We start from the raw sequence: 19445 nt of genomic DNA on the forward strand, positions 1-19445 counted from the left end.
AAGGATCTTCGGGCGCTCGGGAACGGCGGTACGGGAGGGGCGACCGGTCATGGACGCGGCACTGATAGCGGTGGCGGGCACGCTCCTCGGCGTGATCGCCACCCACTGGTTCCAGGGACGGATGACCCTGCGCACGGCGGCACTCGCGCGAAGCGAGCAGCTCCGCCAGGAACGGATCGCCGCCTTCAGCTCCTTCGCCGGTGCCGTCGTCGAGTACCGCCGCAGCCAGAACGACCGCTGGTTCCGCGCGGTCGAGGGGCCCGGCTCCGAGGAGGCCGAGGAGTCGCGGCACGCCTCCTACCGACAGCGGACCGCCGCCCACCAGGCCCTCTTCCGGGTCCAGTTGATCTGCGACGACGCGGAGCTCCGGCGGCTCGCCGAGGCCGCGTTCGTGGAGACCCACTGCCTGCACGAGGCGGTCGGCGCCGAGGACCGCGCCCACCGCTCCGAACAGGCCAAGGAGGCCCTGTCCCGGTTCATCGCGGCCGCCGCGCCCGGACTGCGCTGAGGACGGCGGCCATGGACCTCGTCGCCCCCGTCGTCGTGGAGCCGCTGCGCCGCCGCCGCTGCTCGGAGTGCCGGCGGGGCCCGCTGGAACGCATGATCGTCGAGTACGGCCGCCCGGTCTGCCTGGACTGCGCCGACCTCGGCCACCTGGTCTTCCTGCGCCGGGGCGACACCGCGCTCACCCGGCGCGCCCGCGAACGCAGCGCCCTGTGGGCGGTGGTGGTGCGCCACAACCGGCGCCGCACCCGGTACGAGCGGCAGGGGCTGCTCGTCGAGGAGGCGGCCCTCGCCCTGGCGGAGACGGCCTGCCTCGCCGACGCGGAGGCCCGGGCCCGGCGGCGCGCCCGGGACGCGGAGCGGCGCGCGGTCCGGGACGCCGGGATCACCGAGGCCCTGCGGGTGGAGATCCTGCGGCTCTTCCCCGCGATGCCGCCGGAGCGGGCGGCCGAGATCGCCGGCCACGCCGCGGCCAAGGGCAGCGGCCGGGTGGGCAGGACGGCCGCCGGGCGCGCCCTCGACCGGGGCGCCGTGACGGCCGCGGTCCGCGCCTCGGTGCGCCACGTGGACACGCCGTACGACACGCTGCTGATGAGCGGGGTCCCCCGCCACCGGGCCCGCACCACGGTCGCCCCGGCCATCGAGACGGTGCTGCGGACCTGGCGCCCGCCGGACCTCCGGGCGCGTGGACGCGCGGACGCGCCCGGCGTGACGGACACGACGGGCGCGGAGGGGGCGCCGGGCCGGACGGACCGCTGACGGCTCGGACGTCAGCGGGGCCGGCCCCGGCGTGGGAGGTCCGGGGTCAGACCTGGTCGGCCGCGCGGCGTGCGCGGCGGTACAGCAGCGCGCCGCCGAGGAGGAGCGCGGCGCTGCCCGTGGCGGCGTAACCGACGCTCTCGCTGCCGGTGGCGGCGAGCGACACGGTGCTGGTCTCGCCCTGCGGCGCGGGGGCCGGGGCGGGGATCACCGGCTTCTCCTGCTCGGCGACCGGCTTCGGCGTCACGTGGCGCACCGGGGTCTGCGGGCGCGGGGTCGAGATCTCGACCTGCGGCTCCTCGGGGGTGCTCGGGGCGTTGACCCCGGTGTTGCCGACGGCCGGGTTGCCGATGCCCACCACGTTGACCGAGTTGCCGACGACGTTGACCGGCAGGTCGATCGGGAGCTGGAGGCCGTTCCCGGACAGCACGCCCGGGGAACCCTCGGTGTGGCTCTCGGCGGTGGCACCCCCGCCGTTGACCGCGCCGCCGTCGGCGGAGCCGCCGCCGCGGGTGTCCGTCTGCTCGCCGCCGCGCGGGGTCACGGCCTCGTCCTTGTGGGCGCGGCCGGGGCCGGCGTCCCGGGACTCCCCGGCCGGGGCCGAGGTGTTGGCGCACGAGTTGCCCGCGGCCGGGTTCAACAGCCCGACCACGTTGACCGTGTTCCCGCAGAGGTTGACCGGTACGTGGACCGGCAGCTGGATCGTGTTGCCGGAGCCGACTCCCGGCGAGCCGACCGCGGCTCCCTCGGCACCCGAGTCCGCGTGGGCGGCACCCGCCGACAGCGCGAGCGCACCACCTGTGACCAACAGTGTGGCCAGACCACTTCGGCGCATCTGCCTCATGGCTTCCTGCCTTCCGGAGTTGCACGGGCAAGTGCCCGTACCGGAATAAACGCGACGAACGCGTTTGCCGGATCCGGCCGCCGGTGGGTTTCACTCCTTCGAGGGAGGCTCCGTTCGAGTGGCCGCTAGCGTCCGAGGAGTCCGGTGAGGGCTCCGACCGGGTCGGCGTCGGGGATGCCGCGCGGCCACCAGTCCTCGCGGCCGAGGTCCGATTCGTACGGATACCACAGGCCGTCCTTGCCCAGCCGGAGTTGGAGCGACGCCGTGGAGAGGCGGTTGCGCCAGGGGCGGAACGCCGGGAGGTCCGCGGCGAGGAGGGCGGGTCTCGCCCGGTCGAACGGACCGGCGGGCGGGTCCCAGGGCTCCTCCAGGACCGCGAGCCCCTCCGCCCCGCCCTGACGCCAGGCGGCCACGGCGCGGGCGAGGTCGGTGGGGGTCCGGTCGAGCGCGTCGGCCAGGTCCCGGTAGAGCGCGCGGGTCGAGGCGGTGAGCCCGGAGCCGGGGTGGGCGGCGGCGAGCCGGACCGCGTCCTGCCACGGGGTGAGGTCGGCGACCGGGTCGTGTCCGGTGGCGAGGAAGGCGTGGGCGCGGGCGGCCGCCTCGCCGGCCAGCAGGTCGAGCGCGAGGGGGTCCGGGGCGTGCGGGTCCGGCGGGAAGACGGCAGGGCGGCCGGGCCGGTCCGGGAGCGGCAGCGGCGGGGGCAGCGGAAGCACGGGCCGGGTGGCGCTGAGCACGTCCCGGGCGGGCACGGCGGGGAGGACGGGCGCGGTCGTGCCGGACTCGGCGGCGGACCGCGCCGCGTTGCGCCAGGAGAGCTCGGCGAGCAGCTCGCCCTCGCCGCGGCCGCGCATCAGGAAGAGGGCGAACGGGTCCTCGTCGAGGAGGCGGGCGGCCTGGTAGCAGAGGGCGGCGGCGTGCTTGCAGGGGAAGCCGTCGTCGGGGCAGGAGCAGTCGGGCAGCAGGTCGCCGGGGGCGGGCAGCAGCCCCTCGACCGCCTCCAGGGCGTGCGGGACCTCCTTGTCGAGGAGGGCCGCCATGTGCTCGGGCCGGGCGGTGGCCTCGTCGAGGAACAGCTCCCAGCCGTCGTCGCCGAGGGTCCGCATCCGAATCTCGGTGCGGTACGGGCGGATCCGGCTGCCGTGCACATAGGCGACGACCCGGCCGGGGGTGACGGTGATCGCGTCGACGTGGCCGCGCTCCGCGTAGGCCCGGCCGCGGCCGAGGCGGGCCTGGTCGAGCGCGGTGTGCTCCAGCGCGGCCACCCAGGCGTTGCCCCACCAGGTGGCGGCGAAGCGCCCGTCCGAGGTCGCGCGGGGCGGGACGGCCGGGAAGGTGCGGCGGCGGTCGTCGTGACGGGGGCCCGTCGCGCGCGCGGGGCGGGCGGCCCGGGCTCCGGGGCGGTTCACGCGGACCTCCTCAGGGAGACCAGATCGGCCAGTTCGCGGTCGGTGAGTTCGGTGAAGGCGGCCTCGCCGGAGCCCAGGACGGCCTCGGCCAGGGCCTTCTTGGCGCGGAGCAGTTCGGCGATGCGGTCCTCGACGGTGCCCTCGGTGACGAGCCGGTGGACCTGCACGGGCTGGGTCTGGCCGATCCGGTAGGCACGGTCGGTGGCCTGGTCCTCGACGGCCGGGTTCCACCAGCGGTCGTAGTGGACGACATGGCCGGCGCGGGTGAGGTTGAGCCCGGTGCCGGCGGCCTTGAGGGAGAGCAGGAAGACGGGCACCTCGCCGGCCTGGAAGCGGTCGACCATCCGCTCCCGCTCGGCCACGGGCGTCCCCCCGTGGAGGAGTTGGCCGGTGATCCCGCGCGCGGCAAGGTGGTCGGCGAGGAGCCGGGCCATCGTCACGTACTGGGTGAAGACGAGCACGGAGCCGCCCTCGGCGAGGATCGTGTCGAGGAGTTCGTCGAGGAGGGCGAGCTTGCCGGAGCGGGCGGCGAGGCGGGCGGTGCCACCGCCACGCGGGGCACCCTCCTTGAGGTACTGGGCGGGGTGGTTGCAGATCTGCTTGAGCGAGGTCAGCAGCTTCATCACCAGGCCGCGCCGGGCCATCCCCTCGGCGGCCTCGATCAGGCCCAGGGTCTCGCGCACCACCGCCTCGTACAGCGATGCCTGTTCGCGGGTGAGCGGCACCGGATGGTCGGACTCGGTCTTCGGCGGCAGCTCGGGGACGATGCCCGGATCGGACTTGCGGCGGCGCAGCAGGAAGGGACGGACGAGGCGGGCGAGCCGCTCCACCGCCTCCTCGTTCTCCAGCTCCTCGTGGTTCTCCGCCGCGCGGGCGTGGCGCGAGCGGAACGCCTTGAGCGGGCCGAGAAGTCCGGGGGTGGTCCAGTCGAGGATGGCCCACAGCTCGGAGAGGTTGTTCTCGACGGGTGTGCCGGTGAGCGCGACCCGGGCGGGCGCGGGAAGGGTGCGCAGGGCCTTGGCGGTGGCGGAGAAGGGGTTCTTCACGTGCTGGGCCTCGTCGGCGACGATCATCCCCCAGGAACGCTCGGCCAGCTGGGCGGCGCGGGTGCGCAGGGTGCCGTAGGTGGTGAGGACGATCCCGCCGTCGAGGTCGCCGAGGTCGCGCGCGGTGCCGTGGAAGCGGCGGACGGGCACCCCGGGGGCGAACTTGGCCGCCTCCCGCTGCCAGTTGCCGAGGAGGGAGGCCGGGCAGACGACGAGGGTGGGCTCGCGGCGGGCCCGGCGCAGGTGGAGGGCGAGAAGCGTGACGGTCTTCCCGAGGCCCATGTCGTCGGCGAGGCAGCCGCCGAGGCCCAGCGAGGTCATCAGGTCGAGCCAGGCGAGGCCCCGGAGCTGGTAGTCCCGCAGGGTGGCGGTGAGTCCGGGCGGGGGCGCGGCGGGCTCGGGGCCGGCCAGCAGCCGGTCGCGGAGGACGGCGAGCGCGCCGACGGGCACGGCGGGGACGGTCTCGCCGTCGACCTCGGCGCTGCCGGTGAGGGCGGCGGCGAGGGCGTCGACCGGCTCCAGCAGGCCCAGTTCGCGCTTGCGGGCCTTGCGGACGAGGTCGGGGTCGACGACGACCCAGCGGTCGCGGAGCCGGACGACGGGGCGGTGCGCCTCGGCGAGGAGGTCCATCTCGCCCTGGGTGAGCGGATCGCCGTCGAGGGCGAGCTGCCAGTCGAAGCGGAGCAGTTCGGTGCTGTCGAAGAAGCTGGTGCCGTCGGTGGCGGAGCCGGGCGCGGAGCGGGCGGGGCGGACGACGGCGGAGGCGCTGAGCGAGCGGGCCAGGTCGCGCGGCCAGTGCAGGGCGACCCCGGCGTCGGAGAGCCGGGCCGCGGCGGGGCCGAGCAGCTCGTACAGCTCGGCCTCGCCGACGGCGAGGACGTCGGGCGCGTCCCGCTCCAGGAGCCGGCCGAGCGGGGGCCAGACCCGGGCGGCCCGGCGCAGCGCGAGGAGGGCGTCGATGCGGGCGCGGGGGCCGAAGTGCTCGCCCTCCCCCGCCCACAGGGCGGCGGCGTCGATGACGAGGGTCGGGTCGGCGAGGCTGTGCACCTGGAGGATGGCGGCCGCGGCCTGCCGCTCGGGCCCTCCCTCGGCCGCGTCGGCGGTGTCGAAGAGCTCGGCGGCGGAGAGGTCGAGCCGGAGCGAGATCCGTACCCCGGCGTCCATGCCGGCGGCGGCCTCGGCGGCCCAGGCCCGGGCTCCGGGCAGGTGCTGCGGCTCGGCCGCGGCGAAGGGCGCCCCGACCGCGTGCACGGCGGCGGGGGTACGGGGCAGGGTGTCGGCGACCGCGTCCAGGAAGGCCCGCACCAGCGCCTCCGGGTCGGGCAGGCCGAGCGGGCCGGATCCGGCGACGGGCACGGCGTGCGCCTCGTACGGCATGGCGGCGGCGACGGACCGCAGGTGGGCGATGTCCTCGGCGTCGAGCGGCCCGGCGCGCCAGGCGTCCAGGTCGTCGGCGGTGAGGCCGGGCAGGAGCCGGCCGCGGGCGACGAGGTGCAGGGCGTGCAGGGCGGCCGCGCCCCAGCAGGCGGTGGCGGGGTGGGCGGCGGGGCTGTGCCGGGCGGCGACGAGCAGGGGCAGGGCGGTGGCCACGGGCAGGGTGACGGCGGGGACCTCCCGGCCGCGGGCGCCGGTGCCGTGCCGGCGGGCGACGGTGATCCGGGTGGCCTCCGCCCCGGCGAGACCCTCGGGCGCGGGCAGCACCGCCCCGTCCGGGGACCAGAGGGCGACCCGGCCGTCCCGGGGCAGCGCGGCCGGCAGGAAGACGGCGGCACGGGCCGTCCAGAGCTCCGTCATGGTGCCGCCCTCCCTTCCCCCGGGATCCACCGGGCCGGCACGGGGTTTCCGACGCCGGTGTCCTCGACCTTACGGGCGCGGTCTGACAACGCCCGCAGGCGCGCGTCCCCCGACCGGCCCAACAGCGGATGACAGCGGCCCGCGGGGGAGGGAAGGTGGCGTCGACCAGGGCTTTTCGCCGCCGGGGCTGCCGCCGACCGCCTCGCTCGCCCGACCGAAGGGGTTCCGCCATGTCCGTTCGCCGGCGTCTCACGACCGCCACCGGGGCCGTGCTGCTCACGCTCACGGTCGCGGGCTGCTCGGGCCTCGGCCGCACCGCCGTCGGCCCCGTCACCTACGAGACGCGCGGGGAGAAGGTGGTGCGGGTGATGAGCCCGCCCGTGAAGGGCTGCCACCGGCTCCCGCTGGGCGCGACCCGGGTGGAGAACGGCACCCTGATCGACCTGATCCTCTACCGGACCCCGCACTGCCGGGGCGAGGAGCCGATCTACCTGCCCACCAACAGCACCGACTCCATCGCCCCGGGCACCCTGCCCTGGCGCAGTTACTCCCTGGTCCACTGAGCCGCGGGCCGCCGCCTTCCCCCTCGCCTCCGTTCCCTTCGCCGCCGCGCGGGTCCATGCTGGAAGTGCCCACAGGGATCCGACGGGAGAAGGCGCCGTCATGCGTACGGGTAGCGAGCCGGCCACCGCGCGCAGCGCACTGCGGCTGCGGTTCTGGCTGAGTGCCTGGGGAATGGTGTGGGCGGTCTTCGGCACGGTGGTCTTCGTGCTGGTCGGCCGTCCCGGCTGGGCGGTGGCCTGCGGGGTGCTGTTCCTGGTGGTCGCCGTCGACATGTCGATGGTCCTGCGTCATCTGCGCCAGGGCCCGCACTGGCAGCCGGGCCGGGACGTCCCGCCGTACGAGCCGGACCACGGCGACGGACGCTCCCGCGGCCCGTTCGAGGCCGACCGCGGCGGATGGCCCCGCGAGCCGGGGGACGACACCGGGTGGCCCCGGGGGCCCGGGGACGGCGGCCGGGGGCACTGAGGCCCGGCGGTCAGTCCTCGGTGCCGAAGCCGGCGGCCCGGACGTACTCGGGCCTGGGGTCGAGCGCCGCGGCCAGCCGGAAGTGCCGGGTGGCCCGGGCGTCCTGCCCGGAGCGCTGGAGGGTGCGGGCGAGGGCGAAGTGCGCGAAGGCGTTGTCCGGCTCGCGCTCCAGCACCAGCTCGAACTCCAGCTCCGCGGGACGCAGCTGGGCGGCGGCGAAGAACGCCCGGGCCCGCAGGAGGCGGGCGGCGGTGTTCTCCGGGTGCTCGGCGATCACCGAGTCCAGCAGCTTCACGGCGCCACGGGGGTCCCGTGCGGCCAGCAGCTGCTCCGCGGCACGGAAGTCGATGACGTGCGTCTCCGGGTTTCTCTCCGCCATGAACTGCATCCTTCCCACGTTCCGGGCCGGGAACACCGGACAGGGTGTCCCGGGCGCCGGATCCTCTCGTCCGGGTCGGGCAGGTCCGGAGGAAGCCGTCTAGCTCTTCTCCCCCGCCCGTCGTGCCAGCTCGTCCCACACCTTCCGCACCTGCGGTTCCAGCGCGTCGAGCGGGCCGTCGTTGTCGATCACGAGGTCGGCGATCTCCAGCCGGGCCGCGCGCGTCGCCTGGGCGGCCATGCGGGCGCCGGCCTCCCCCTCGGCCATGCCCCGGAGCCGTACCAGCCGGTCGAGCTGGGTCCCGGGGGCGGCGTCCACGACGACCACGAGGTCGTAGAGGGGCGCGAGACCGTTCTCGGTCAGGAGGGGTACGTCGTGGATCACCACGTCCCCGGGGCCCGCCGCGCTCTCCAGCTCGGCCGACCGGGCCCCGACGAGCGGGTGCACGATCGCGTTGAGCGTGGCCAGCCGTTCGGGGTCGGCAAAGACGATGGAGCCGAGCTTCGGCCGGTCCAAGGTGCCCTCGGCGGTGAGGACGTCCTCCCCGAAGGCGTCCACGACGGCCGCGAGCCCCGGCGTGCCGGGCTCGACGACCTCGCGGGCGATCCGGTCCGCGTCGATCAGCACGGCCCCGTACGAGACGAGCAGCCGCGACACCTCACTCTTGCCGGCGCCGATTCCGCCGGTCAGGCCCACCTTCAGCATGGGCGGCAGCTTAGGGCCTGGCCGCGCCGGGCTAGGAGTCGCCCTCCCGTTCGGCGAGGAAGCGCTCGAACTCGCGGCCGAGTTCATCGGCCGAGGGCAGGTCGACCGGTTCGGCGACCAGGCTGCCGCGGGTCTCCGCGCCGGCCATCGCGTCGTACTGGTGCTCAAGGCCCTGGACCAGGGCGACCAGCTCCTCGTCGCCGGCGCCGATCTGGCGGTCGATCTCGGTCTGGGTACGGCGGGCCTCGGTGCGCAGCGTGTGGGCGACGCCCGGGAGGACGAGCCCAGTGGCGGCGGTGACGGCCTCCAGGGCGGTGAGCGCCGCGTCCGGGTAGGGGGAGCGGGCCACGTAGTGCGGGACGTGGGCGGCGACGCCGAGGGTGTCGAAACCGGCCTCGGTGAGCCGGAACTCGATGAGGGACTCGGCGCTGCCGGGCACCTGGGCCTCGTCGAAGGGGCTGCGGTGGCCGGGCATGAGGTCGGTGCGGTTGCCGTGCGGGGTGAGGCCGACGGGCCGGGTGTGCGGGACGCCCATGGGGATGCCGTGGAAGTTGACCGCGAGCCGTACGCCGAGCCGTTCGACGACCTGGGCGACGGCGGCGGCGAAGCGCTCCCACTCGACGTCCGGCTCGGGGCCGGAGAGGACGAGGAAGGGGGCGCCGGTGGCGTCCTGGACGAGGCGGACCTCGATGGTCGGCGTCTCGTACGCGCTCCACCGGTCGCGCCGGAAGGTCAGCAGGGGGCGGCGGGCGCGGTAGTCCACCAGCCGGTCGTGGTCGAACCGGGCGACCACCTGGTTCGGCAGGGTGTCGAGGACCCCCTCGACGATCTGCTCGCCGGTCTCTCCCGCGTCGATGTAGCCGTCGAAGTGGTACAGCATGACCAGTCCGGTCGACTCCTGTGCCAGGGCCAGATCGACCACGGCCAGGCCCTTGGCGTCCCACTCGTACAAATCCTGGGGATCAAGCACGGTTACCGCTCCTCCTCGCGTCTCCCGGAAGAACGCTCCGGAAGGCAAGGTCATTCCCGCCCGGGGCCCGTTCGGCGCCGGACACGCGACCGGGGCCCGCTCCCCCGGGAGGGAGCGGGCCCCGGTGTACTGCTAGCGACTAGCGCCGCTCAGCGGTGAGCCTGTTCAGCTCTGGCCGCCGGCGAGCTTCTCGCGGAGGGCGGCGAGGGCCTCGTCCGACGCCAGGGCGCCGGCGCTGTCGTCCGACTCCGAGGAGTAGGAGCCACCCGAGATGCCCGCACCGGCGTTGCCGGCGGCCGGGGCGGCAGCGCCCTCGGCAGCGGCGGCCTCGTCGGCCTCGCGGGACTTGATGACCTGCGCCTGGTGCTGCTCGAAGCGAGCCTGCGCCTCGGCGTACTGGGCCTCCCACGCCTCGCGCTGGGTCTCGTAGCCCTCGAGCCAGTCGTTGGTCTCGGGGTCGAAGCCCTCGGGGTAGATGTAGTTGCCCTGGTCGTCGTAGGACGCGGCCATGCCGTACAGGGTCGGGTCGAACTCGACCGACGCCGGGTCGGCACCGAAGGACTCGTTGGCCTGCTTCAGGGACAGCGAGATCCGGCGACGCTCGAGGTCGATGTCGATGACCTTGACGAAGATCTCGTCGTTGACCTGGACGACCTGCTCCGGGATCTCCACGTGGCGCTCGGCCAGCTCGGAGATGTGGACCAGACCCTCGATGCCCTCGTCCACGCGGACGAACGCACCGAACGGAACCAGCTTGGTGACCTTGCCGGGGACGACCTGGCCGATCTGGTGCGTGCGGGCGAACTGCTGCCACGGGTCCTCCTGCGTCGCCTTCAGCGACAGGGAGACACGCTCGCGGTCCATGTCCACGTCGAGAACCTCGACGGTGACCTCCTGGCCGACCTCGACAACCTCGGACGGGTGGTCGATGTGCTTCCAGGACAGCTCGGAGACGTGGACGAGACCGTCGACGCCACCCAGGTCCACGAAGGCACCGAAGTTGACGATCGAGGAGACGACGCCGGAGCGGACCTGACCCTTCTGGAGGGTCGTGAGGAAGGTCTGGCGGACCTCGGACTGGGTCTGCTCCAGCCAGGCACGGCGGGACAGGACCACGTTGTTGCGGTTCTTGTCCAGCTCGATGATCTTCGCCTCGAGCTCCTTGCCCACGTAGGGCTGGAGGTCGCGGACGCGACGCATCTCGACCAGGGAGGCCGGGAGGAAGCCGCGGAGGCCGATGTCGAGGATGAGACCACCCTTGACGACCTCGATGACGGTACCGGTGACGATGCCGTCCTCTTCCTTGATCTTCTCGATCGTGCCCCAGGCGCGCTCGTACTGGGCGCGCTTCTTCGAGAGGATCAGGCGGCCTTCCTTGTCCTCCTTCTGGAGAACGAGGGCCTCGATCTCGTCGCCGACCTTGACGACCTCGTTGGGGTCGACGTCGTGCTTGATCGAGAGCTCGCGGCTCGGGATGACACCTTCGGTCTTGTAACCGATGTCGAGCAGGACCTCGTCCCGGTCGACCTTCACGATGACGCCGTCGACGATGTCGCCGTCGTTGAAGTACTTGATCGTCTCGTCGATCGCGGCGAGGAAGGCTTCCTCGTTACCGATGTCGTTGACCGCAACCTGCGGGGTGGTGCTGGTGGCGGTGGTCTCGGTGCTGCTCGTCATGTGGGAAAGGGCTCCGGTTACGGACAGAAAGTCGTAGGTACTGCTACGCCGAGAGCCCGTATCGCACTGAAGAAGCCAGACAGCTGATGAAGCGCCTTCCGAAGATCGGAGGCGCCTCGAAAACCGAGGGGACTGCAACAGGTGCGAGCGCGGCCTGCTCCGTCTGAGGCGCGCAGGCCCGCAGCGCAACCTTTAGCATACGGGGGCGGCCGGACAGGGTCAATGCGCGAAGCGCCCACCCGGGACAGAACCACGCAAACCCGGCATGATTCGTGTCCGTTCGCGTCCACCCGCGCCTCATCGGCGGGGTCCGCCGGCAGGCGGCACTGAGCGCAAACTACATCGGCGGGCGAGATGAACCAAGAGTACGAACACGAAGATCCCCTCTCCTCGGACGAGGAGGAGGCGGAGGCGACCCGGCGTGACGCGGGGGACGCGGAGAGCAGCCGGGCGAGCCGGGGCTGGTGGGACCGGAACGCCGACGAGTACCAGAACGACCACGGCGCCTTCCTCGGCGACGACCGGTTCGTGTGGGGGCCGGAGGGCCTGGACGAGGCCGAGGCCGGGCTGCTCGGGCCGGCGGAGGAGCTGAAGGGGCTCGACGTCCTGGAGATCGGCGCGGGCGCGGCGCAGTGCTCGCGCTGGCTGGCGGCGCGGGGCGCCCGCCCGGTGGCGCTCGACCTCTCGCACCGGCAGCTCCAGCACGCCCTGCGGATCGGCGGGGAGGTGCCGCTGGTGGAGGCGGACGCGGGGGCGCTGCCGTTCCGCGACGGCTCCTTCGACCTGGCGTGCTCGGCGTACGGGGCGGTGCCGTTCGTCGCCGACCCGGTGCGGGTCTTCCGCGAGGTGCGGCGGGTGCTGCGGCCGGGCGGGCGGTGGGTGTTCTCGGTGACGCACCCGATCCGCTGGGCGTTCCCGGACGAGCCGGGGCCGGAGGGCCTGTCGGTCGCCGCCTCCTATTTCGACCGCACGCCCTACGTCGAGCAGGACGAGGCGGGCCGGGCGGTGTACGTGGAGCACCACCGGACGATCGGCGACCGGGTGCGGGACGTGGTGGCCGGCGGCTTCCGGCTGGTGGACCTGGTCGAGCCGGAGTGGCCGGCCTGGAACAGCCAGGAGTGGGGAGGCTGGTCGCCGCTGCGGGGGAACCTGATCCCGGGCACGGCGATCTTCGTGTGCGAGCGGGACGACCGGCCCGACGCCGGCGGCGGAGGGTTCTGACTCCGACAGTCGTACTTATGGGCGGGCCTGTGGACAACGCGGCCCGTCCTTTTCCTTTCGCGTACGAGACTGAGTGCGTGATCCGACACGACGCACTCGATCTGCTTCCCGTCCGCCATGCCGTTCCCGGGCTGCTGGCCGCGCTCGGCGAGCGCGGCACGGCGGTGCTGCACGCCCCGCCCGGCACCGGCAAGACGACGCTGGTGCCGCTGGCGCTCGCGGGGCTGATAGGGGACGGGCCGGAGCGGCGGGTGCTGGTGGCCGAACCGCGACGGATGGCGGTGCGGGCGGCGGCCGCCCGGATGGCGTGGCTGCTGGGCCAGGAGGTCGGAGGGGCGACCGGCGCGGTCGGCTTCGCGGTGCGCGGGGAGCGGCGGGCCGGTCCGGCGACCCGGGTCGAGGTGGTGACGACGGGCATCCTCCTCCAGCGGCTCCAGCGGGACCCGGAGCTCGCGGGGGTGGACGTGGTGCTGCTCGACGAGTGCCACGAGCGGCATCTGGACGCCGATACGGCCCTGGCGTTCCTGGTGGACGTACGGGCCGCGCTGCGGCCGGAGCTGGGGGTCGTCGCGGCCTCGGCGACCAGCGACGCGGAGGCGTGGGCGCGGCTGCTGACCTCCCAGGAGGGCGGCGGTCCCGCGCCGGTGGTGCGCAGCGCGGGCGAGGGGCACGGGTTCGCGGTGCGCCACACCCCGCCGCCCTCGGGGATCCGGCCGGCGCACGGCACCTGGGTGGATCCGGCGCTGCTGCGGCACGTGGCGGCGACGGTCCGCGAGGCGCTGGCGCGGCACGAGGGCGATGTCCTCTGTTTCCTCCCCGGCACCGGGGAGATCGCGCGGACGGCGGGACTGCTCGACGGGGTGGACGCCGAGGTGCTCCAGCTGCACGGGCGGGCTCCGTCGGCGGTGCAGGACGCGGTGCTGCGGGGCGCGGGGCCGGGCGGGCGGCGGCGGGTGGTGCTGTCGACGTCGGTGGCGGAGTCGAGCCTCACCGTGCCCGGGGTGCGGGTCGTGGTGGACGCGGGGCTGGCGCGGGAGCCGCGGATGGACCATGCCCGCGGGCTGGGGTCGCTGGCGACGGTGCCGGTGTCGGCCGCGGCGGCGACGCAGCGGGCGGGCCGCTCGGGGCGTGAGGCGCCGGGCACGGTGTACCGGTGCTGGGCGGAGGCGGAGGAGAGCGGGCGGGCCCGGTTCCCCGCGCCGGAGATCCGGATCGCGGATCTGGCCGGTTTCGCGCTGCGGGCCGCCTGCTGGGGCGACCCCGCGGCGGAGGGACTGGCGCTGCTCGACCCGCCGCCGGCGGGGGCGCTGGCGGCGGCCCGCTCGGTGCTGGTGGCGATCGGGGCGGTGGACGAGGCCGGGAAGGCGACCGGCCGGGGGGTGCGGATGGCCCGGCTCGGCCTGCATCCGCGGCTCGGCCGGGCGCTGCTGGACGGGGCGGCCGAGGTGGGGGCGCGGCGGGCGGCCGAGGTGGTGGCGCTGCTGAGCGAGGAGCCGCCGCGGGAGTACGGGGACGACCTGGCGGCCGCCTGGCGCGAGGCCCGCCGGGGCGGGGACGCGTACGGGGCGCGCTGGCGGGCGGAGGTGCGGCGGCTGGAGCGGGCGGCGGGCGCGGCCGGGGCGGAGGCCGGCGCGGGGGCGGATCCGGGCGCGGGGGCCGGTGGTGGGGACGACCGGGTGGCGGGGGTGGTGACGGCGCTGGCGTTCCCGGAGCGGGTGGCGCGGGCGCGGGAGCAGGGCGGGCATCTGATGGTGTCCGGGAGCGGGGCGCGGCTCGGGGAGGGGTCGGGGCTGCGGTCGGCGCGGTGGCTGGCGGTGGCGGTGGCGGACCGGACGGCGCGGGACGCGACGGCGCGGGTGCGGCTGGCGGCGGTGGTGGACGAGGCCGTGGCGCGGCGGGCGGCCGGGCATCTGTTCCGCGCGGGCGAGGAGGTGCGCTGGGAGGACGGCGACGTGGTCGCGCGGTCCGTGGAGCGGTTGGGGGCGGTCGAGCTGGCGGTCCGCCCGCTGGGGGCGGGGGCGGATCCGGTGCTGGTGCGGGAGGCGTTGCTCGACGGCCTGCGGCGGGAGGGGACGGGGCTGCTGCGGTGGGGGCGGGAGGCGGTGGAGCTGCGCGAGCGGCTGGCGTTCCTGCGCGAGGCGGTCGGCGGGGCGTGGCCGGACGTGGCGGAGGAGGCGCTGGTGGAGCGGGCGGAGGAGTGGCTGGAGCCGGAGCTGTCGCGGGCGGCGCGGCGGGCGGATCTGGGGCGGATCGACGCCGGCGAGGCGTTGCGCCGGCTGCTGCCGTGGGCCTCGGGCGAGGCGGGGCGGCTCGACGAGCTGGCGCCGGAGCGGATCGAGGTGCCGAGCGGTTCGCGGATCCGGGTGGCGTACGGGGAGGGGCGGCCGGTGCTGGCGGTGAAGCTCCAGGAGATGTTCGGGCTGGCGGAGACGCCGAGGGTGGCGGGGGTGCCGGTGCTGGTGCACCTGCTCTCCCCCGCCGGGCGGCCGGCGGCCGTCACCGCCGATCTGGCCTCGTTCTGGCGGGACGGCTACCGGGCGGTGCGGGCGGAGCTGCGGGGGCGGTACCCGAAGCACCCGTGGCCGGAGGACCCGTCGGCCGCGGCGCCGACCCGGCACACGAGCGCGCGGCTCAGACGGGAGGAATGACGGCCTCGGGGAGCGCCTTCGGGGCGGCCGCGGGGGCGGGGCGGCGGGAGCGGGACTCCAGCCAGAGCGCGAGGGCGAGCAGGAGGAGGGCGAGGACGGTGAAGCTCCAGGGGAGCCAGGAGACGAGGAGGAGGACGGTGGTGCGGTTGGAGGAGACGAGCTCGACGGTGTCGGTGACGTAGTCCTCGCGCATCTTCACGTGGCCGGCGAAGACGGTGACGGTGTCGGAGCCGGTCAGGGCCTTGGCGCCGCGGAGCTCCTCCTTGTGGATCTCCTCGCCGTTGACGGGGGCGCCGGTGACGGGCTCGACCCAGAACATCCGCTTGGTGGTGTACCAGCGGGAGAGGCCCATGCTCGCGATGACGTCGGGGGTGATGCCCTCGACCGGCATGGCCTTGGGCATGGGCACCTGGGTCCAGGGGATGGTCTGCTCGTAGTAGTAGACCTCCAGGCCCCGGAAGGTGCGGGTCCCCACGTAGTGGATGGGGGACGAGGTGCGGGTCTGGGCGTCGAAGTAGAGGTAGTCGCGCTTCTCGGTGAGGAAGGGCCACTTGTACTCGATGCCCTCGCGCTCGACCGGGTCGCCGTCGACCATCTCGCCGGGCACGTTCACCGGGTCCTGGGTGTGTGCGTCGAACACGTACCGCTCGGGGATCTTGGAGACCATCTTGCCGTCGGGCCCCATGACGTAGGAAAGGCCGTCCCAGACGACGACGTCGCGGTCGGTGCCGCGCTCGATCCGCTTCGACTCCTCCACGTTGCCCTTGAGGGTCTGGACGATCGTGATCTTCTCGACCTCGCGGGTCTTGAGGGTGCCGTAGTCGAGGAGGGTCGCGGGGCGGGCCTCCAGGACCACCTCCTGGTACTGGTTCGGCGGGATCTTGGCCAGCCGGGGGAAGGCGTACCAGCGCAGGGTGGGGGCCATGGCGGCGAGGAAGACCGCGAGGGAGAGGAGGACGAGGCTGGCTCGGCGGCGCACGGGGGCTCCCTACTTCTTCGGGCCGGGGTCGGCGGTGAGCAGGGGTCTGGGCGAGGTGGGGCCGTCGGGCGGCAGGTCGACCACGGAGACGAGCAGGACGAAGAGCAGGACGGGTACGAGTCCGATGGCTGCGGCGACCAGGGCGCGCATGTCGGCCTCCCGGCAAGTGATCTGATGGGTCGTCAGGGCTGGGGCACCGTAGCAACGCGACCGTGAGATGAGAACAGCTCGTGGCGGGCCGAACCGAAACGCGCGCCGCCCCCGGCGTCCCGGGAGGGACGCGGCGGGGGCGGCGCGGAGGAAGGGAGGAGCGGATCAGCCGGCGGGAGACGGGCTCGTGGAGGGCGAGGCCGACGCGGAGCCGGACGCGGTGGGCGACGGGTCGGCCGTCGGCGCCGGGTCCGTGGTCGGCTCCGGGGTCGGGTCCGGGGAGGCGGGCGGCGTGGTGGCCGGGGCGGTCACGGTGAGCGTGAGCTTCACCGTGGCGCCGCCGGGAGCGGTGAGCCAGAGGACGTAGCCGCCGGCCTTCTCGCCCGCCACCAGGTCCTTGATCGACAGGCGGCCCTGGGAGTCGGTCTTCAGGACCTTGGTGCGGATCGGGTTGCCCGCGGCGTCCTTGCCGAAGGACGGGCCGTCGGCGCTCTGCGCCGAGGAGTCCGTCGAGTCGGTGACCACCGCGGTGACGCTCACACCGGGGGCGAGCGCGCCGCCGAGGCGGGCCTCGACCGTGACGTCGGCGTACCCGGCGCCGGTCTCGGCGGTCAGGGCGGCGTCGCCGACGCGGGCGAGGGCGTCGGCCTTGCGGACCTCGACGGTCGCCTTCACTTCGGCGGCCGGCAGCGAGCGGCCGGGGACGGTGGCGCGGATGGTGAAGGGTTCGGCCTTCACACCGGCGCGGAGGGCGGGGGCCTTGGCGACGCCCTTCGCGTCCGAGACGACGGTGACCGTGGAGGCACCGGCCGGGAAGCGGGCGTCGGTGGTGGCGGGGAGCGCGAAGCGGACGCTGACGCCGGCGACCGGGTTGCCCGAGGCGTCCACGGCGGTGACGGACGCGGCTTCGGCGAAGGTGCTCTCGGTGACCGCGGTCAGCACCGCCGTACCGGCCTTGAGGCGCGCGACCTTGACGGTCGGCGGGACCTCGACGGGCTTGGTGACGGGCGGCCGGGTCGGGTCCGTGGTCGGAGGCTTGGACGGCTCGGCCGGCTTCGACGGCGTGGTCGGCGGCTTGGACGGCTCGGTGGGCCGCGGCGACGGCTTGTCCGGCGACGGGGTGGGGCGCGGGGACGGCGCGTCCGGCGAGGCGGGCGACGTCGGGCGGTGGGTCCCGCCGGGGCGGGTCCGGTCGCTGCGGTCGACCGGGAGCACGCCCGTGCCGTCCGGGACGGTGTGGGCGCCGCGCCCGTAGTACTCGAACCAGGAGAGGACGGTGGTCAGATACTCCGTGGAACGGTTGTAGCTGAGGATCGCCCGGTCGAGGTCGGCCTTGACGGCCAGGTCCCGGCCGCCGGCGCACAGGTACATGCCCGCGGCCTGCGCGGCGTCGTAGATGTTGTTGGGGTCCTTCTTCCCGTCGCCGTTGGCGTCCTGGCCCCAGACGGCCCAGGTGGACGGGATGAACTGCATCGGGCCGACGGCGCGGTCGTGGGTGGTGTCGCCGTCGAAGGCTCCGTCGTCGGTGTCCGAGATGTTGGCGAAGCCGACACCGTCGAGGACCGGGCCGAGGATCGGGGAGAAGGTGGTGCCGTTGCCGTCGACGCGGCCGCCCCGGGCCTGGCCGGACTCGACCTTGCCTATGCCGGCGAGGAGTTGCCACGGCAGGTTGCAGGAGGGGTCGGTGGCGCGGACCGACGCCTCTGCGCGCCGGTAGGCGGCGAGGACGGTCGAGGGTATGCCGGCCTCGGCCGGGCCGGTGACGACCGGGATCTGGGGCGAGGTGGGCGCACCGGCCAGGTTCGGCGGCTTCAGCGGCGGCAGGTCGGTGTAGTACGGCGAGTCGCCGGTCGCCGAGCCGCCGTTCACACCGCCGGCCGGAGACGTGGAGTCGCCGGCGCCGACGGCGTGGTCGCCGTTGAGGCCGTCGGCGGGCGGCGGGATCGCTCCCGGGCCCTGCGAGGCGGCCAGCGCCGCGACCGCGGCGGCCACGATCGCTCCGCTCGTGGCGCCCCTGCGCAGGCGGCGGCCGAATTGCGCTGCCATACGGTGCTCCCCTCCCCAATCGACTGCGGCCGCACGCTCCCCGCGCGTGGCCTCAGGCGACCCTATGCGATGTCCGTATCACAGAGCACCAGGGCCTGACCGGGTTTCACGCTTTCGTCACCCCTTGGTCGCCCGGCGGCCGGACACGGAGGTCCGTATTCCGGAGTCGGGGGGCGGTCCACGGGACCGGGGCGAGTCCACCCGTGAAACGTCATGAGGCCGTCGCGGGAAGCGTCGCGGAGCGGTCCCGGGAACCGTCGCGGGGGTGCGGCGCCTCTTGCCAGGCGGGCCGATCATCCGTACGACCTGGAGGTTCCTTCCGTGCCCTTCACCCTGAGTCACGCCGCCGCCGTCCTGCCGGGGCTGCGGCGGGACGGGACGGCGCGCGGACCGCTCGTCGCCTCCGCCCTGGTCGCCGGCAGCTTCTCCCCGGACCTCACCTACTTCGCGGCGACGGCGGTCCCCGAGGCGATGACGTTCGGGGACGTGACCCACTCCCCCGTCGGGCTCGTCACCGTCGACGTGGTCATCGCGGCCGCCCTGGTGGGGCTCTGGCTGACGGTCCGTGAGCCGCTGGTGGGGCTGCTGCCGGGGCGGTGGCGCGGGCGGGTGTACGCGGTGGTGCGCGGCAGGCCGTGGCGGGAACGGCGGCCGGCGGGGCTGGTGTTCTGGTTCGCCGTGTCGGCGGCGCTGGGCGCGACCACGCACGTCGTCTGGGACACCTTCACCCACATCGACCGCTGGGGGACGCGGACGCTCCCGTTCCTGGCGGAGATCGTGGCCGGGTTCCCGGTCTACCAGTACGCGCAGTACGGGGGTTCGGCGCTGGCGCTGGGTCTGCTCGGCTGGTTCACGGCCCGGGCGCTGCGGTCGGTGCCGGCCGGGACGGAGCCGCCCTCCGCGGTCCCGGCGCCGGGCCGGCGGGGGCGGCGAACGGCGCTGCTGCTGATCGGCGGCTGTGTGCTGGCCGGGATCGCGCACCGGGTGCTGCGCTGGGCGGCGTACTGGGGCTGGGACCGGATCGAGAACCCGCTGGACATCGTCCCGACCGCCTGTTTCGGGGCGGGCGCGGGGCTCTTCGCGGGGCTGCTGCTGTACGGGACGGCGTTCCGGCTGCGCCCGCGGGGAGCGACCCCGGCTCCTGCCCCCGGTCCGCGAACGCGGGAGGCAGGGGAAGGGGAAGGCGCGGGGGAAGAGGGGGACGGAGGGGGTGCGGACCCGGCCGGCCGTACGGCGCGCTCCCGTCCGGGCGCCCGCTGATCCCTGCCTCCGGGGTGCGGACGCCGGG

The 19445-nt window shown here is 75.0% G+C and carries 17 protein-coding genes; 7 read left to right on the forward strand and 10 right to left on the reverse strand.

Annotated elements, in window-relative coordinates; genetic code table 11:
• Positions 1-49 precede the first annotated feature (49 nt).
• Positions 50-508 carry a hypothetical protein gene (locus tag ACFVU3_RS14840; RefSeq protein ID WP_390066293.1) on the forward strand — a complete coding sequence of 153 codons (459 nt, stop codon included), beginning with the start codon at positions 50-52 and terminating at the stop codon, positions 506-508.
• An 11-nt stretch (positions 509-519) separates the two neighbouring features.
• A complete protein-coding gene (locus tag ACFVU3_RS14845) occupies positions 520-1263 on the forward strand; it encodes a DUF2293 domain-containing protein (protein WP_390066294.1) in 744 nt (247 codons plus the stop codon).
• 46 nt (positions 1264-1309) lie between these two features.
• Here ACFVU3_RS14845 and ACFVU3_RS14850 read toward each other — a convergent pair whose 3' ends face one another.
• From ACFVU3_RS14850 to ACFVU3_RS14860, 3 genes are all read right to left on the reverse strand, one after another.
• Positions 1310-2107, reverse strand: coding sequence for a chaplin (locus ACFVU3_RS14850; RefSeq protein ID WP_390066295.1), 798 nt, complete (start codon positions 2105-2107; stop codon positions 1310-1312).
• Between the two features lie 125 nt (positions 2108-2232).
• Positions 2233-3513 carry an SWIM zinc finger family protein gene (locus ACFVU3_RS14855; RefSeq protein ID WP_390066296.1) on the reverse strand — a complete coding sequence of 427 codons (1281 nt, stop codon included), beginning with the start codon at positions 3511-3513 and terminating at the stop codon, positions 2233-2235.
• Positions 3510-6353 (reverse strand): DEAD/DEAH box helicase, encoded by a 2844-nt coding sequence (locus tag ACFVU3_RS14860; protein ID WP_390066297.1) that lies wholly within the window; start codon positions 6351-6353, stop codon positions 3510-3512. Before ACFVU3_RS14860 ends, ACFVU3_RS14855 begins: the two co-directional genes overlap by 4 nt.
• A gap of 230 nt (positions 6354-6583) precedes the next feature.
• Between ACFVU3_RS14860 and ACFVU3_RS14865 the strand changes: the two genes are divergently transcribed.
• Positions 6584-6916 (forward strand): hypothetical protein, encoded by a 333-nt coding sequence (locus tag ACFVU3_RS14865; RefSeq protein WP_390066298.1) that lies wholly within the window; start codon positions 6584-6586, stop codon positions 6914-6916.
• A 100-nt stretch (positions 6917-7016) separates the two neighbouring features.
• Positions 7017-7382: a DUF6343 family protein gene (locus ACFVU3_RS14870; RefSeq protein ID WP_390066299.1), complete on the forward strand. Its 366-nt coding sequence runs from the start codon at positions 7017-7019 to the stop codon at positions 7380-7382.
• A 10-nt stretch (positions 7383-7392) separates the two neighbouring features.
• Here the strand turns inward: ACFVU3_RS14870 and ACFVU3_RS14875 are convergent, their stop codons facing one another.
• The 4 genes from ACFVU3_RS14875 to rpsA all read right to left on the reverse strand — a co-directional run bounded on the left by ACFVU3_RS14875 (position 7393) and on the right by rpsA (position 11113).
• Positions 7393-7761 carry a tetratricopeptide repeat protein gene (locus tag ACFVU3_RS14875; protein WP_390066300.1) on the reverse strand — a complete coding sequence of 123 codons (369 nt, stop codon included), beginning with the start codon at positions 7759-7761 and terminating at the stop codon, positions 7393-7395.
• A 99-nt stretch (positions 7762-7860) separates the two neighbouring features.
• Complete coding sequence (coaE, locus tag ACFVU3_RS14880) at positions 7861-8466, reverse strand: dephospho-CoA kinase (protein WP_390066301.1); 606 nt, start codon at positions 8464-8466, stop codon at positions 7861-7863.
• Between the two features lie 31 nt (positions 8467-8497).
• Positions 8498-9436, reverse strand: a complete 939-nt coding sequence (locus ACFVU3_RS14885; RefSeq protein ID WP_390066302.1) for a PAC2 family protein — start codon at positions 9434-9436, stop codon at positions 8498-8500.
• A 165-nt stretch (positions 9437-9601) separates the two neighbouring features.
• Positions 9602-11113 carry a 30S ribosomal protein S1 gene (rpsA, locus tag ACFVU3_RS14890; RefSeq protein ID WP_200428028.1) on the reverse strand — a complete coding sequence of 504 codons (1512 nt, stop codon included), beginning with the start codon at positions 11111-11113 and terminating at the stop codon, positions 9602-9604.
• Between the two features lie 354 nt (positions 11114-11467).
• Here rpsA and ACFVU3_RS14895 point away from each other — a divergent pair, with 354 nt between their 5' ends.
• Together ACFVU3_RS14895 and hrpB are read left to right on the forward strand one after the other, a co-directional pair.
• Positions 11468-12334, forward strand: a complete 867-nt coding sequence (locus ACFVU3_RS14895; protein WP_390066303.1) for a class I SAM-dependent methyltransferase — start codon at positions 11468-11470, stop codon at positions 12332-12334.
• A 77-nt stretch (positions 12335-12411) separates the two neighbouring features.
• A complete protein-coding gene (hrpB, locus tag ACFVU3_RS14900) occupies positions 12412-14982 on the forward strand; it encodes an ATP-dependent helicase HrpB (protein WP_390066304.1) in 2571 nt (856 codons plus the stop codon).
• On the opposite strand, the gene ACFVU3_RS14905 is transcribed toward hrpB, so the two are convergent.
• From ACFVU3_RS14905 to ACFVU3_RS14915, 3 genes are all read right to left on the reverse strand, one after another.
• Positions 14966-15961 (reverse strand): DUF3068 domain-containing protein, encoded by a 996-nt coding sequence (locus tag ACFVU3_RS14905; RefSeq protein WP_390066305.1) that lies wholly within the window; start codon positions 15959-15961, stop codon positions 14966-14968. The two genes, hrpB and ACFVU3_RS14905, sit on opposite strands and share 17 nt — an antisense overlap.
• Before the next feature lie 9 nt (positions 15962-15970).
• Positions 15971-16111: an SPW_0924 family protein gene (locus ACFVU3_RS14910; RefSeq protein ID WP_107049178.1), complete on the reverse strand. Its 141-nt coding sequence runs from the start codon at positions 16109-16111 to the stop codon at positions 15971-15973.
• 165 nt (positions 16112-16276) lie between these two features.
• A complete protein-coding gene (locus tag ACFVU3_RS14915) occupies positions 16277-18157 on the reverse strand; it encodes a lytic transglycosylase (RefSeq protein ID WP_390066306.1) in 1881 nt (626 codons plus the stop codon).
• Between the two features lie 321 nt (positions 18158-18478).
• Here ACFVU3_RS14915 and ACFVU3_RS14920 point away from each other — a divergent pair, with 321 nt between their 5' ends.
• Complete coding sequence (locus tag ACFVU3_RS14920; RefSeq protein ID WP_390066307.1) at positions 18479-19417, forward strand: DUF4184 family protein; 939 nt, start codon at positions 18479-18481, stop codon at positions 19415-19417.
• Positions 19418-19445 lie beyond the last annotated feature (28 nt).

The sequence above is a fragment of the Streptomyces sp. NPDC058052 genome (assembly GCF_042885515.1).
Taxonomy (GTDB): Bacteria; Actinomycetota; Actinomycetes; order Streptomycetales; family Streptomycetaceae; genus Streptomyces.